Source organism: Acinetobacter sp. GW821-FHT01E09, assembly GCF_059422385.1.
Window position 1 is genome coordinate 611,587 of sequence record NZ_JBWKWU010000001.1, and the last position, 12,756, is coordinate 624,342.

Sequence of the window (12,756 nt, forward strand, 5' to 3'; positions counted from 1 at the left end):
CATTGAAATGTTAAGCTGGCTGTAGACAATAGGGTTTATTAAAAACGAAAATAAAAAATACGCGGTGAGGGAAAATCATGCGTTACATCGGTCTAGTCGTTTTGATCAGTTGTGGGTTGGCAGCTTGTCAAAGTCATCAATCTGTTGAACAGCAACCTGCAAAAGTTGTTTCAACTTTAGATCCAATCGATTTCAAAAAAGAAGATTCGTTGGTTCATGAAAAGCTTGAACAATATAAAGTTGCATCCTTCTCTACAGGGTCTTGGGTCAATCAAAAACCGGGGCAATACTTTAAGCTGGTTAAACCACAGAATCCTCAAGCTGCAATTGTGTATTTTTATCGACCAGACAGTCGTTGGAATAGACAAGAAATTATTCCAAACAATTTTTTTCTAAATGGTAAAAAAATTCCAAGCTTGATCAGTAATCATTATTACTGGATTGAACTGGCTGAGGGGGATTATAAATTAAGTCTCAGTCGTCCATTAACAGTTTTTCATTTCCAGAAACCCAAGGTTGCTTATTTCTCAGTAGAAGCTGGCGGGCAATATTTTGTTAAATATGAAGAAGAAAAATTTCGCGGTGGGCCAAATGGTGAAGCAGGTTTATTACGTGTAGGGCCTTTAATGCAAATGCCTACTCGACAAGGACTCAAAGAAATTGCGATGACTCAACTGAAGACCCCAGGCCTTAATTTTGTCGCTGAAGTAACTGCGGATGGCCGTGTGATCAAACCTAAAGAAAAAATCAAAGGTGAGCCGTACAAAGTAAGTGATGATGTGCATTTGGGGCAGCAGTTTAAACTTTGGAATCCAATGACTTGGTAATCTATCGTTAGATGATGCTTGATAAAGAAAAGAGAGCGAGGCTCTCTTTTCTTATTTGTTTTATTGAGTATTTGCGGCCTTTTTTAAAGCATCTAGTTTTTTAGTCACTTCTTTAAAGTCTTCAGATGCGTTTTGTACACTTTTTATCAGTTGGCTGTTCATCACTTTCATGGTTTCTTGAGCAACTTGAGGTGTTTTTTTCAAAATAGACTGTCCAATTGCACTTGAATAAAAATCAATTTGAGCTTGAACTTCTTCAGCACTGTATATGTCTTTATAAATCTTAAGATAAACAGGTTTGATTTGATCCCACGCAACAGTTTTTTTACTTTGCTCATACATTTTGTCAGCAAGCTCATTGGCGACAATTTGTTCTTGTGGATTGAGCTGATCTTTTTTTACTGTCATTTGAATGATTTGGTAAGCTTGTTGATCTAACTGAGGGCGAATCTGTTGTATGGTTTCTTGTAGCAGTTCATCAATATTCATGACTTTTAATAATTGTTGAACTTGTTGGTCTGAAGCGGGCGCTGCAAAAGCAAAATTTGTGCTTATACATGCGCTTGCAAGTAGTAAGTGTTGGAGTAATTTCATAAAATACCTATATAAGTTCTGGTTGTAATTCACATCATAAAATGGTTGAGTAAAAGCTTATTCAACTTGAAGAATGGGCTTTAAAATCGTTTCCATTTTTTCCTTCAGTGCTTTTTGATTTTCTACTTTTAGCATTTTTTCTTGAGAAAACTTTGCGGTTTCTTGCATGACTTCTGTCATAAGCGTGTTCATCTTTTTATTGATGGACTGTCCAATCGGTGTACTTAAAAAAGCGATGTTGGCTTGAACTTCTTCTTCAGTAAAGGTCTTTTTAAATAATGATTTAAACATGTTGAGATATTCAGGGTCAGTTACCAGCTGTTGCTGAATATCACTATATAGCGCACTAACTTGTAGTGCTGCATTTTGCTGATCGATATTCAATGTTTGAGCTCCCGTCACTTGGCGGACAAGTGCTTCCGCTTGATCGTCAAAGTACGGCTGCATATCACGGGTACTTTGTTTAAAAATCTCTGAAATATTGGAGAGTTGCATTAATTTATCGACGCTTTTATCTGTCGCAGGGCTAGCTAAAACAGAGCTCTGAACCCCAAAAAATAAACATGCTATAAGTATTGGTGAGAACACCTGTTTTATTTTCATTATCTTACTCAAAGTAAAAAAGCACTCTAATCATAGAGTGCTTTCTATTTAATCTTCAAGCTTAATCTAAGCTTTAGATTAGATTATTGTGCAACAGCATCAACCACTGGGATTTTACCAATTTTGGCTTGCCAGATTTTAGGTGCAGTCGCATGAATAGAAGTACCATTGACATCAACTGCAACAGATACAGGCATGTCTTGTACTTTAAATTTATAAATAGCTTCCATACCTAAGTCAGCAAATGCAACAACTTCTGCTTCACGAATGGCTTTAGATACTAAATAAGCAGCACCACCAACAGCCATCAAATAAGTTGCTTTATTGTCTTTGATTGCTTCAACAGCAGCAGGCCCACGATCCGCTTTACCGATCATACCGAACAAGCCTGTTGCTTCAAGGACTTGACGTGTGAACTTATCCATACGTGTTGCTGTTGTTGGACCTGCCGGGCCTACAACTTCATCGCCTACAGGATCTACAGGTCCCACGTAGTAAATGAATTTACCTTTGAGATCTACAGGTAACTGTTCGCCTTTATTCAACATGTCAACCATGCGTTTATGCGCAGCATCACGACCTGTATAGATGGTACCGTTCAATAATAATGTATCGCCCGGTTGCCATGAGTTCATTTCTTCCTGTGTGATATTGTCTAAGTCAACACGTTTAGATGTTGAAGTATCCCAAGTCACTTCAGGGTAATCTGAAAGTAAAGGCGCTTGAATATGTGCGATACCTGAACCGTCTAACTGGAAATGAGCGTGACGAGTTGCAGCACAGTTTGGAATCATACCGACTGGTTTACCAGCAGCATGACAAGGGTAGTCTTTGATCTTAATATCAAGCACTGTGGTTAAACCACCAAGGCCTTGTGCACCGATACCCAATGCATTCACTTTTTCAAAGATTTCAATACGCAGTTCTTCGATTTGGTTCTGTGGACCACGGCGAAGTAACTCATCCATATTGATTTCTTCCATGAGCGATTCTTTTGCAAGCATCATGGCTTTTTCAGCAGTACCACCAATACCAATACCGAGCATTCCTGGAGGGCACCAACCCGCACCCATCGTTGGTACAGTTTTAAGTACCCAATCTACGATTGAGTCAGAAGGGTTAAGCATTGCCAGTTTAGATTTATTCTCTGAACCACCACCTTTCGCTGCAACAGTAATATCGACTTTATTGCCAGGAACGAGTTTGTAGTGAATTACAGCAGGTGTATTGTCTTTGGTATTTTTACGACCAAAAGCAGGATCTGCTAAAACTGAAGCGCGGAGTACGTTACTATTTTCTAAATAACCTTGGCGTACACCTTCATTGATCGCATCATCTAAGCTCATGGTTAAATCAAATTTAACATCTAAGCCCACGTCAACAAATACGTTAACAATACCAGTATCTTGACAGATTGGACGATGACCTTCTGCACACATACGTGAATTAATTAAGATTTGTGCAATTGCATCCTTTGCAGCTTGGTTCTCTTCACGATCATAAGCACGGCTCATCGCTTGGATAAAGTCTTGTGGATGATAGTACGAAATGAACTGAAGCGCGTCCTTGACCGATGTGATCAAGTCATCTTGTTTGATAATAGTTGTCATATCAAAAATCTCTTGAGCGGGCTGTTAGCTAGCGGGCTAAATTATACGTGATATTGCTTGTTTTGTGGTGGCTTAGATCTAATTTCAGCCTAAAGTTTTATGATTTTATTTGAGAAACTCAGCTTATATTTTGATTGATCAAGTCAACTTTTCTACTTTTTATATAAATGATGATAAAGCCGTATTGAAATAAATTTCAGATTTTACAGGGTGAAAAGTTCTATACTTTATGAAGTCAAAAGCGTGGGCGAAATAACAACAACATGGAAAACTATACGCATCTTGCGGAAAATATTATTGAAATTTATAAAAAGCATGCTCGTGCATGGACTGAATTACGCGGGGAATTTCTTTATGAAAAAGCGTGGTTGGATCGCTTTTTAACTTTAATTCCTGCTCACTCCCATATTCTGGATTTGGGCTGTGGCTCTGCAAAACCAATTGCAGCTTATTTGATTGAGCAAGCGAATACTGTGACAGGTGTTGATAGTTCTGATGTGATGATTGAAATGGCGAAACAGAATTTTCCTGAGCACACTTGGATTTTAGCTGATATGCGAACTGTAAATTTAGATCGCAAGTTTGATGCAATACTCGCTTGGGATAGTTTTTTTCATCTTACCCCACAAGATCAGCGAGATATGTTTGAAATTTTTAATCAATATACAAAAGCTGGCGCTGCTTTAATGTTTACCAGTGGACCATCACAGGGTGAAGCGGTTGGAGAGATGTTTGGCGATGCTCTATATCATGCCAGCTTAGCATCCGCTGAGTATCATGAATTATTTAAAAAGTATAATTTTGAAGTGATAGAGATGATTGCTGAAGATCGTGATTGCGCAGGGCATACTGTTTGGTTAGCCAAGCGAATATAAAATATCTAGATGAAAGTAAATTAAGCAACGAATAAAAAATATCTAAAAAGTTAAAAATTCTCAAAATGAGATACTCATATATTTAAATTGTGAGTATTAGCGTTATTTTTTAGTTTAATTTCTAAATAAGTAAAAATAATCTTATTTGCTTTAATGTAATTTTCATGTTTATTTTTTAAACCATTATTATTTTGTAGTTAAATTAGCGTGTTATTGTAAAATTTAGTGAAAATTCATATTATAATGATAATAATTCTCATTGTTTTTCATGGTGCAATAATGCCTTTTGTTAAAAAAAGCTTAACTTTAATGATGCTGTCGACGGGAGGACTTTTCGTTTCCTCTTTAACATTTGCAAATATAGATAGCAGTGAAGAACAGAAAAAAAGTACAGCAACACTTCCCACGATTGTCATTGAAGCAATGAATGATGGTGACCCAATAAAAACATATGTGGACTATAAACAAGCCAATGTTACGAGAAATGGTTTAGATAAAAAAGATATACCACAAACGATTGATACAATTGATGTTTCTAAATATAAGCTGTATGGCGCAAATGATTTGAGTGTTATGTTACAAGGCACACCAGGCGTTTCAACCAGTTATGATACAAGAAATGATGGAATCTCTATTCGTGGATTTAATGCTGATGCGAATGATATCTATCGTGACGGTATTCGTGAAAGCGGACAGTTCCGACGAAGTACTGCCAATGTTGAACGGATTGAAATTTTAAAAGGACCAGCATCAGTATTGTACGGACGAAGTGCAGGTGGTGGTGTGATTAATATGGTGACTAAAGTTGCCAATTTTGATTCAAAAAGCTCAGTTGGAGCTTATGTTGGTTCTTATGATAATGTTGGTGGAATCATTGATATTAATAAGGCACTCAATGATAACTGGGCTGTACGTTTGGTTGGTGAGAAGTCTGATACCAATAGCTTCCGTTCAGGGATCGGCTTTAATCAGGAGATGTTGTCACCAAGTATTACTTATCGTAGCGATGATGAAAAACTACTTTGGACGACCGAATTCACTTACGATAATTTAAATAGAACGCCTGACCGTGGTCCAGCCTACAATGAACTGCCTGCAGGGGTTTCCATTAAAACAGGTTTTGCTGGAAGCAATGATAATATTGTTGATGAAACAAAATCATTTAGAACTGATCTGAAATATGAATTTGCACCAAATTGGAAATTCCATTGGGCACTGAGTCAGCGTGAATCTTTTCAGGATTTCGATAACTTCTTTGGTGGAACATGGTGTTCAGCAGCTGGGTTACAAAACGATGGCAAAACATGTAATTGGCAAGGAAAAATACGTCAAAACTATGCTTGGCAGCAAACTACCAATAAAACTCTAATGAATACCTTTGATATTACAGGACAGTTTAAAACTGGTGTTTTAGATCATAAAGTTATGTTTGGTAGTGATTGGTCAATGGAAAAAAGAGAGCCAATTCTTGGGAATTATTCAAGTGGTGACAAGGCGGGGCTTTATTATCGTTATGTCAATCCATTTAATACTTCAGATAGTTCTTTATCTTCTGGTTGGTCTACACTCAATGGTTCACGCCCAGCAGAGACTTCACATAGTGAAACTGATGCAACTTCATTAAGCTTCTTCCTACAAGATCTAATCTCATTCAATGAAAAATATAAAATGATGCTAGGTCTCCGCTATGACAGCTATGATTTTGCAACCAATGATATTCGTAATCAAAGTAAACGATCATATCGAGATGATAGTGTAAGTCCAAATATTGGTTTTGTTTGGCAACCTATTGAAAGTCAAAGTTTCTACACCTCTTATAGTAAAAGCTTCTCACCCTATGGTGGTCGAGGATTGTTAGGGGTGAGTACTACAATAAATCCAAGCTTGTATGATGCTGAACCTCAATATAATGAGCAATATGAAATTGGAGTGAAAAGTGATTGGTTGGATGGTCGTTTAAACACTCAGCTTTCTATCTTTGATATTACTAAAAATAATATACGCTACCAGCCAGATGCAGTGAACAGACCGAATGATTGGGAAGTGGGGCAGAAGCAACAATCACAAGGTGTAGAGTTTAGTTTTATTGGTCAAGTCTTAGATAATCTCTATGTACGAGGTGGTTATGGCTATACTGACGCGAAATGGAAAAATGATAGCCGTACTACTGTAAAAGATGAGGATCGTCTAAAAGATAAAAAATTATCTGGAATATCCGAAAATACAGGTAACTTATTTGTTCGTTATTTACCAACAGAAAAATGGTATGGAGAGGTAGGGGCGACCTATGTTGGTTCTTATTACACTACGGATAAAAATTTGATCAAAATGCCAGACTGGACTCGTGTAGATGCTGCAATTGGTTATAAAGACGATAAATGGGGCGCGACGATTGCTGTGAATAATTTAACAGATAAAGAATATTGGCGCTCAAACGCTATGCCAGGTACTCCACGAAATTATTTATTCCGCGTGAACTATTTCTTCTAAGCTTTAATCTCATTGAAAATAAAGCTGTCTAATTGCCATAATAGCAATTGAATCGATGGGGATATCAGTATCATAAAGACTGATTTATGAATTTTTGGTCAGTATATTATAAAAAACCACCCAATTGATTTGGGTGGTTTTTTATGTCTAGTAGATCAGCATTAATGTGCAGCTTGTTGTTCTGACTGAATCGCCGTTAATGCAATGGTAAAGACAATATCATCTACCAATGCACCACGCGACAAGTCATTTACAGGTTTATTTAAACCTTGCAGCATTGGACCAACACTGACCACATTAGCAGAGCGTTGAACTGCTTTATAGGTGGTATTGCCTGTATTGAGGTCTGGGAAGATAAACACATTGGCACGCCCAGCAACTTGAGAGTCTGGTGCTTTAGAGCGTCCAACACTTTCAACAGATGCAGCATCATATTGTAAAGGGCCATCAATCAGTAAATCTGGACGACGTTGTTTGGCAATTTCCGTGGCTTTTGCAACTTTTTCAACTTCCGCACCTGCACCTGAAGTACCGGTTGAATAGGAAATCATGGCAATACGTGGGTCAATACCAAATGCTTTTGCCGAATCTGCAGATTGAATTGCAATCTCTGCCAATTGCTCAGCATCTGGATCAGGGTTGATCGCGCAATCACCATATACATAAACTTCGTCTGGTAACAGCATAAAGAAGATTGAAGAGACCAAGGAGTATTCTGGTGCAGTTTTGATCAGCTGGAATGCAGGGCGCACTGTATTGGCGGTGGTGTGCACAGCACCAGAAACCAGTCCATCGACTTGATCAAGTGCCAGCATCATCGTACCGAGTACTACAGTATCTTGCAGTTGCTCACGTGCTTGTAATTCGTTGAGTTTACCTTTGCGTAATTCAACCATTTGGGTCACGTAGTTTTCACGGATCAGATCTGGATCAATAATTTCTAAATCCACAGGGAGTTCAATATTACGTGCTTTGGCGACTTCAAGTACCGCTTCAGGTTTTGCTAACAATACACATTGCGCAATACCACGAAATTGACAAATTGCTGCGGCTTGAATGGTACGCGGCTCATCACCTTCAGGCAGTACAATACGTTTTTTTGCAGCAATAGATTTTTGTACCAATTCATGACGGAATGCAGAAGGGGATAAACGAGGTTTATAGTCACCATTCAACATCTGGGTTAACCATTCTGGATCAATATGGCTTGAAACGAAGCGGGTCACTTGATCGGCACGTTCAGTATCATCCACAGGAATTTCATTGCTTAAATTGGCAAGTTGCTGTGCTGTTTCAAAGGTACTGAGTGGTGTATGTAAAATCGGTAGACCATTTTTGATTGCAGACTGGCAGAACTCTAAAACCAATGGATTTGGCTCATGATGTTCAGTTAAAACTAAACCTGCGAGTGGAATGCCATTGCTGGTGGCTAAACTACTCGCCAATAACACATCAATACGATCGGAAGCACTGATAATTAGTTCGCCTGCAACGAATTTTTGTAGCTCATGTTCAATATTTGACGCAATTAAGCTGCTGTGCAATACACGGCGTGTGTTGGCTTTGCCCTGATTAATCCACGTGGCTTGAATTTGTTTTGCTAAGTCTGAGATGCGAGGCACACTCAAGGTGTCACTGAATGGAACTAAGCCAATAACTGGAAATGTTGCTGAACCAATGTGTGCATGAGTTTTTTGAATTTCAGTTTTAAATTTTTCAGTATCTGCAACTAAACGTAAGCTTGGGTCAATGGTCACTGGAATTTGTGCAGATTCAGCAGGTAAACCGCGGGTACGCATAAACAATACGCCTGCATTACGCGATGATGATGCACCACCAAAATTACGTACTTGTGCTTCAACTTTTTCAGCAGTTTGCTCTGGTTTTTCGATATTGGCATTACTGACAAAGATAACTTTGGCATCTAAAGCTTGCGCCAAAGAAGCATTTAAATCACTGGCAAAAGCATCACGTGCAGTAGGGACTAAGCCTTCTACAATCACAATGTCATGGGACTTTGCAATTTGGCGCTGTAAGCTGACCGCTTCTTCAAGGAGCTCATCAGTTTCACCATCATTGAGCTGTTGTGTGATTTTTGCATAAGCTATCGGTTCAACCGTATCTAATTTTGAGATATGACGGTAAAGCGCAGTGGTGCGGTCTGGTTCAGCAACTAATTCTTGTGAAAATGGTTTTACAAAGCCTGCTTTAACGCCTTGGCATTCCAATGCATAGACTAAACCTAAACACGCAGACGTTAAGCCTACGCCTTCCCCAGTTGGAACCAATAAAATTGTTTTCATAGACGATTCTTTAATCAGTAAAAATATGTGAATTCATGGGTAAATTGAAGATGAATATCTCAAATCATCTGCTTCACTCAACATCTTTTTGGTGGTGTATACAGTGATCGCAAAACGATATTCATCTACAAGGCTGGTTTATATATTTATGCCAGCTTAAACGATTACAAAACAGCTTTATATCAAAATCTGGTCAAGATCAATTGTAATAACGAGCTTGAGTATGCTGCTATTTCAACATGTATACCCAAAGCTCGTACAAGACTTACGACAGCTTAAGCTGTCGCAATATCAGATTCAGGCTTTTTTGCGGCCTGTTGTACCTCGTGTTCTACAACATGTACCGTTTCTTTAGCAATACGACCTTCTTCATCGGTTGGTATGACCCAAATTTGAGGACCTGTTCCAGCATCAATTCGACCTTCTGTACCGCGTTTTAAACCATCATTCTGTTCTTTGCTGAGGTTGAAACCGAAGTGCGGTAAGTAAGCAATGGTTTTTTCACGAATATAGGCAGAGTTTTCACCAATACCGCCAGTAAAGAATAAACCGTCGATACGCGGTAAACCGCAGCTTAATGCCGCAAGTGATTTGGCTAAACGATAACAGAATACTTCAATCGCCAAAGTCGCATCTTCATTGCCTTGTTCTGAAGCTTCAATCAAGGTGCGCATATCATTTGAAAGATCAGATAAGCCCAGTAAACCTGATTCACTGTTCAGCATTTTATCAATTTTATAGATGTCCCAGCCTAGATTTGAAGCAAGGAAGCTATGAATACTTGGATCAACATCACCACTACGAGTACCCATAACCACGCCTTCAAGCGGAGTGAGTCCCATGGAGGTATCGACACTTTGACCATTCCAGATAGCACAAGTTGAGCTACCGTTGCCTAAGTGTGCTGTTAACCAACCACCATGTTTGTAGCTACCCGCAAGTTCAGAACCACGTTCAGAAACATAGGCATGACTGGTACCATGGAAACCATAACGACGAACATTGTGTTGTGTATACAGGAACTTTGGTAAAGCATAACGATATGCATGTGCAGGCATGGTTTGATGGAATGCTGTATCAAATACTGCAACTTGCGGTAATTCAGGGAATAGACGCATTGTCGCATCGATACCAACTAAATGAGCGGGGTTATGCAGTGGTGCAAGTGGTGTTGCTTCACGAATTTTTTCTACAATTTCAGGCGTCAATAATTCAGCTTTGGTTAAGGTACCGCCATGAACAACACGGTGTCCGATGGCTTGAGGTTTATACTGTGATAAACGACCTAAGATGGTTTCTAAAGCTTTTTCATGGTCTGCATAGGGAATTGAAAGTTCAAGCGGTTGATTGCCCGCTGTGATTCCCTTAATACGTGCATCAGCAGAACCTAGGTTTTCTGCTAAACCAAAGATTCGATCTTCACGACGTTCAGAAACAAGCGCATATTTGATTGATGAAGATCCGCAGTTAATTACTAATACTGATGTAGACACGTTTGAATACCCGAAATTATAATTTAAAAAAGTCATCCTGATTGATCTGATTATGCTTGTTTATAAAGGGCAAATTAGATCAGCAGTCATGTTGTACCATGTGTAGTTTTTTTGTCCTAGATAGACTTTAGGTGATTAGACTTTTGGACTATCGACCTGATATTGATTAATAATTAATATTTATCAATTGATTGTTAAAAATTATCACTCATTGTTGTTTTAATCTATCTGCATTCTATAGTTTCTTGTAAATAATCTTGTCCTATCCAAAGACAATCTTTGCGTCTTTCTAAAAGACAAGCACATATTTTTTATCAAAATTTTAAATTGATTGATGTTTTTACTGTGCATTAAAAATAAAAACTCAGCACTTATGTTTGAGATAAATGCTGAGTCGAGTTATTCAAGCTTGGAATCAATGACGAATTTGACCATCACCTAAAACAATCCATTTTTGTGAGGTTAAACCTTCAAGACCGACTGGGCCACGGGCATGAATTTTATCGGTAGAAATACCAATTTCAGCACCTAAACCGTATTCGAAACCATCAGCAAAACGCGTCGAAGCATTGACCATAACTGAACTTGAATCTACACGGGTTAAGAATTGACGCGCTAAGCTAAAGTTTTCAGTGATGATTGCATCGGTATGATGTGAGCCATATTTGTTAATATGTTGAATGGCTTCCTCAATCCCAGTCACAATTTTCACTGCCAAGATTGGACCGAGATATTCTTCATACCAATCTTCTTCACTGGCTGGTTTTACAGCATTGCCTAAGATTTTTTGAACATTGATACAGCCACGTAATTCAACGTTTTTTTCTGCATAAAGCTCAGCGATCCGGGGTAAAAACTCTTCCGCAATTTTTTCATCAACCAAGAGTGTCTCCATTGCATTACACACACCATAACGATGTGTTTTTGAGTTTAATGCGATAGGAAGTGCTTTATGTAGATCTGCCTGCGCCTCAACAAAAACATGGCAGTTCCCATCGAGATGTTTAATCACAGGAATGGTTGCTTCATTGGTAATGCGTTCAATCAAGCCTTTACCGCCACGAGGTACGATGACATCGACATATTCAGACATGGTAATCAATTGACCCACGGCAGCACGGTCAGTGGTGTTAATCACTTGTACACAAGTTTCAGGTAAGCCCGCTGCTTTTAAACCATGTTGGATAGCTTCAGCAATTGCTTGATTTGAATTCAATGCTTCAGAGCCACCACGTAAAATGATGGCATTGCCAGATTTTAACGCAAGAGAGGCAGCTTCAAGGGTAACGTTTGGGCGTGATTCATAAATCATACCGACCACACCTAAAGGCACGCGCATTTTACCAATCTGAATACCTGTTGGACGGAAAGCAAGATCCGTGATTTCACCAATCGGATCGACAAGGCTGATGACATCTTTTAAGCCTTGTAACATCCCTTTAAAGCGTGTGGGGTTGAGTTCTAAACGATCAAGTAAAGCACTATCCAATTGATTGTCACGACCTTTGCTCATGTCAATTTGGTTGGCGGCCAAGATTTGCGGTTGACTATTTTCCAAAGCAGTATAAATCGCAGATAAGGCATTATTTTTTGCAAGTGTAGTTGCGCCTGCCAAAACACTAGCGGCTTGGCGTGCTTGCTTCCCTACAGTTTGCATATACTGTTCAATTGAGTCTTGCATAGCAGTTTATTTGATCATTAAAAATTTCCCTTTGATAGTAGCAGTCTAAGTAAAGCCAAGGAAGTATTTCACTGAAATAAACTTATTTTGCAGCGTTGAAGCGTTAAATATCTTGCAAAATCTTTTGCCATTTAAACTGGATAAACGGTCAATTTAGCGATTGCGTATAAATCACACATCTGTAAGAATGAAACAATAAGGACATTGATGTGATACAGAATTCATACGTATCACGAATTTGAAAGAATAATGCGGGTCAAAATCTTGCATATTAAAAGAA

9 protein-coding genes are annotated in these 12,756 nt (G+C 38.7%); 3 read left to right on the forward strand and 6 right to left on the reverse strand.

Features of this window, described 5'->3' with window-relative positions; all coding sequences use genetic code 11:
* Positions 1 to 77 precede the first annotated feature (77 nt).
* On the forward strand, positions 78 to 827 hold the full coding sequence (locus AC07U8_RS02930) for a DUF2846 domain-containing protein (protein ID WP_004726536.1): 750 nt from the start codon (positions 78 to 80) through the stop codon (positions 825 to 827).
* Between the two features lie 60 nt (positions 828 to 887).
* Here AC07U8_RS02930 and AC07U8_RS02935 read toward each other — a convergent pair whose 3' ends face one another.
* The 3 genes from AC07U8_RS02935 to AC07U8_RS02945 all read right to left on the reverse strand — a co-directional run bounded on the left by AC07U8_RS02935 (position 888) and on the right by AC07U8_RS02945 (position 3,634).
* Entirely contained in the window at positions 888 to 1,421 is a 534-nt protein-coding gene (locus AC07U8_RS02935) for a DUF2059 domain-containing protein (protein WP_494737285.1), read from the reverse strand.
* 57 nt (positions 1,422 to 1,478) lie between these two features.
* Positions 1,479 to 2,024, reverse strand: coding sequence for a DUF2059 domain-containing protein (locus tag AC07U8_RS02940; RefSeq protein ID WP_494737286.1), 546 nt, complete (start codon positions 2,022 to 2,024; stop codon positions 1,479 to 1,481).
* An 83-nt stretch (positions 2,025 to 2,107) separates the two neighbouring features.
* Positions 2,108 to 3,634 (reverse strand): fumarate hydratase, encoded by a 1,527-nt coding sequence (locus AC07U8_RS02945; protein WP_004726542.1) that lies wholly within the window; start codon positions 3,632 to 3,634, stop codon positions 2,108 to 2,110.
* Positions 3,635 to 3,897: 263 nt separating this feature from the next.
* On the opposite strand from AC07U8_RS02945, the gene AC07U8_RS02950 reads away from it, so the two are divergent.
* Complete coding sequence (locus AC07U8_RS02950) at positions 3,898 to 4,509, forward strand: class I SAM-dependent methyltransferase (protein WP_494737287.1); 612 nt, start codon at positions 3,898 to 3,900, stop codon at positions 4,507 to 4,509.
* A gap of 279 nt (positions 4,510 to 4,788) precedes the next feature.
* Complete coding sequence (locus AC07U8_RS02955) at positions 4,789 to 6,999, forward strand: TonB-dependent receptor (protein WP_494737288.1); 2,211 nt, start codon at positions 4,789 to 4,791, stop codon at positions 6,997 to 6,999.
* A gap of 161 nt (positions 7,000 to 7,160) precedes the next feature.
* Here AC07U8_RS02955 and pta read toward each other — a convergent pair whose 3' ends face one another.
* From pta to AC07U8_RS02970, 3 genes are all read right to left on the reverse strand, one after another.
* Positions 7,161 to 9,302 carry a phosphate acetyltransferase gene (gene pta, locus AC07U8_RS02960; protein WP_419262907.1) on the reverse strand — a complete coding sequence of 714 codons (2,142 nt, stop codon included), beginning with the start codon at positions 9,300 to 9,302 and terminating at the stop codon, positions 7,161 to 7,163.
* 275 nt (positions 9,303 to 9,577) lie between these two features.
* Positions 9,578 to 10,795, reverse strand: coding sequence for an acetate/propionate family kinase (locus AC07U8_RS02965; RefSeq protein WP_034610100.1), 1,218 nt, complete (start codon positions 10,793 to 10,795; stop codon positions 9,578 to 9,580).
* A gap of 415 nt (positions 10,796 to 11,210) precedes the next feature.
* Positions 11,211 to 12,476: a glutamate-5-semialdehyde dehydrogenase gene (locus AC07U8_RS02970; RefSeq protein ID WP_034609758.1), complete on the reverse strand. Its 1,266-nt coding sequence runs from the start codon at positions 12,474 to 12,476 to the stop codon at positions 11,211 to 11,213.
* Between the last annotated feature and the right edge of the window lie 280 nt (positions 12,477 to 12,756).

Bases quoted from the DNA above. Each gene is read 5' to 3' on its own strand.
- AC07U8_RS02935 (WP_494737285.1), bottom strand. From the start codon at position 1,421: ATGAAATTACTCCAACACTTACTACTTGCAAGCGCATGTATAAGCACA.
- pta (WP_419262907.1), bottom strand. From the start codon at position 9,302: ATGAAAACAATTTTATTGGTTCCAACTGGGGAAGGCGTAGGCTTAACG.
- AC07U8_RS02940 (WP_494737286.1), bottom strand. From the start codon at position 2,024: ATGAAAATAAAACAGGTGTTCTCACCAATACTTATAGCATGTTTATTT.
- AC07U8_RS02930 (WP_004726536.1), top strand. From the start codon at position 78: ATGCGTTACATCGGTCTAGTCGTTTTGATCAGTTGTGGGTTGGCAGCT.
- AC07U8_RS02955 (WP_494737288.1), top strand. From the start codon at position 4,789: ATGCCTTTTGTTAAAAAAAGCTTAACTTTAATGATGCTGTCGACGGGA.
- AC07U8_RS02950 (WP_494737287.1), top strand. From the start codon at position 3,898: ATGGAAAACTATACGCATCTTGCGGAAAATATTATTGAAATTTATAAA.
- AC07U8_RS02970 (WP_034609758.1), bottom strand. From the start codon at position 12,476: ATGCAAGACTCAATTGAACAGTATATGCAAACTGTAGGGAAGCAAGCA.
- AC07U8_RS02945 (WP_004726542.1), bottom strand. From the start codon at position 3,634: ATGACAACTATTATCAAACAAGATGACTTGATCACATCGGTCAAGGAC.